This is a genomic window from Gryllotalpicola sp. CP2-P1, from assembly GCF_057512245.1.
This window is the reverse complement of the sequence record NZ_JBLRDT010000363.1, coordinates 1-1,437: the sequence shown is the minus strand read 5'-3', so window position 1 is coordinate 1,437 and position 1,437 is coordinate 1. Positions and strand designations below refer to the sequence as shown.

The window sequence follows — 1,437 nt, the reverse complement described above, 5'->3', positions numbered from 1 at the left end:
GCCCAGGCCGCGGTGTGGATGTCGAACCGCAACGACGACCGGCCGATCCCCGGGGCGCGCGGTCTGCGCCAGTGGTGGGGCCACTACCTGGTGCGCATGCAGGACATCGAGTTCCGCACCACCATCGCCGCGATGCAGTGCCTGCGCGGCCACACCCTCTCGGTCGGGCTCGGCGGCAACGGCCAGTTCACGCGCCTCGCCACGCTCGACGCGATCGCCGGCGCGGCGGACACGCCGTGGCACGGCTCGCTGCTCGAGGACTACGAGCTCGGCATCCACGTCATGCTCGCGGGCTTCCGCAACGTCTATCTGCACGACACCCACGTCGCGCAGGAGGCGCTGCCCTTCACCGGGAAGCTGCTCACCCAGCGCACCCGCTGGTGCCAGGGCGGGATGCAGTGCACCAAGTACCTCTCGCAGATCTTCTTCTCGCGGAACTTCACGAACGCGGGGGCGATCGAGGCCGCGTACTTCATGCTGATGCCGTTCCTGCAGCTCGCCGGCACGGTGCTCTGGCCGCTCGTCTTCCTCATCTCGGCCGCGCAGGGCGCGATCGCCCCCGGCGGGCTCGAGACCTGGCTGGCCACCACCGCCTGGGTGGTGCCGCTCATGCTGCTCACCGGGGTGCTGCCGTTCGCGCTGTGGGCGCTCATCTACTGGAAGCGCGACGAGCGCCGCGGCTCGATCCTCACGGCCCTCGGCTGGGCGGTCGGCTACTGGCTGTACATGTACCAGAGCTACGTGGTCGTGATCCGCGCCTTCGTGCGGCTCGTGCTCGGCCGCAACGGCTGGTCGAAGACGAAGCGCATCGCGGAGTACGCGCCGCAGAGCGCTGCGCCGGCCGCCGCACCGCAGCTGGAGGTCGTCCGATGAGCACCGTCACCCTGAACCGCCCGGCGCGCGTCGCCGGCCGCGCGGCATCCGTTCTCGTCGCCCTGGCCCTCATCGCGCTCGCCGCGACCCTGCTCGCGCTGCAGGAGCAGTTCCGCGATGTCGAGGCGCGCGTCGCCGCGTTCCTGATGGACCCGTTCGTGCACGGCGGGACCGCGCCGGCGGGCTCGATCGTCTGGTTCGGGCTCGGCACGCAGCAGGTAACCGGATTCCAGATCACGACGCTGTGCTCGACCGTGATCCTCGTCACGCCGCTGCTCGCTGCGGCCGGTCTCATGCTGCTCGTGCGCCCGCTCGCCCTCGGCCGCGTGCTCGTCGGCCTCGCGATCGGCGCCGGCGTCGTCACCCTGTGCAACCTGCTGCGCTACGGCTTCGCCGCGATCGCCATGCAGACGTGGGGCTCCGACGGCTTCGAACTGGTGCACCGCTACCTCGGGTCGCTGCTCGTCATCGCGGGCTTCATCGCGGCCGTGATCCTGCTGCTGCGCTTCGCCACGATGCGCAGCACTCCCCAGCGTGGACGGCACTCATGACGGGCTTCACCGC

2 protein-coding genes are annotated in these 1,437 nt (G+C 70.8%); both read left to right on the top strand.

Annotation, left to right across the window (positions count from 1 at the left end; translation table 11 throughout):
• Positions 1 to 873, top strand: an 873-nt coding sequence (locus ACM2XV_RS15235) for a glycosyltransferase family 2 protein (protein ID WP_487027556.1), incomplete at its 5' end; no start/stop codon positions are given.
• On the top strand, positions 870 to 1,424 hold the full coding sequence (gene xrtS, locus ACM2XV_RS15230; RefSeq protein WP_487027555.1) for an exosortase S: 555 nt from the start codon (positions 870 to 872) through the stop codon (positions 1,422 to 1,424). The genes ACM2XV_RS15235 and xrtS, both read left to right, overlap by 4 nt.
• Positions 1,425 to 1,437: the final 13 nt, after the last annotated feature.

What these genes read in the sequence shown, in the direction of transcription:
- xrtS (WP_487027555.1), top strand. Translation starts at nt 870, where the DNA reads ATGAGCACCGTCACCCTGAACCGCCCGGCGCGCGTCGCCGGCCGCGCG.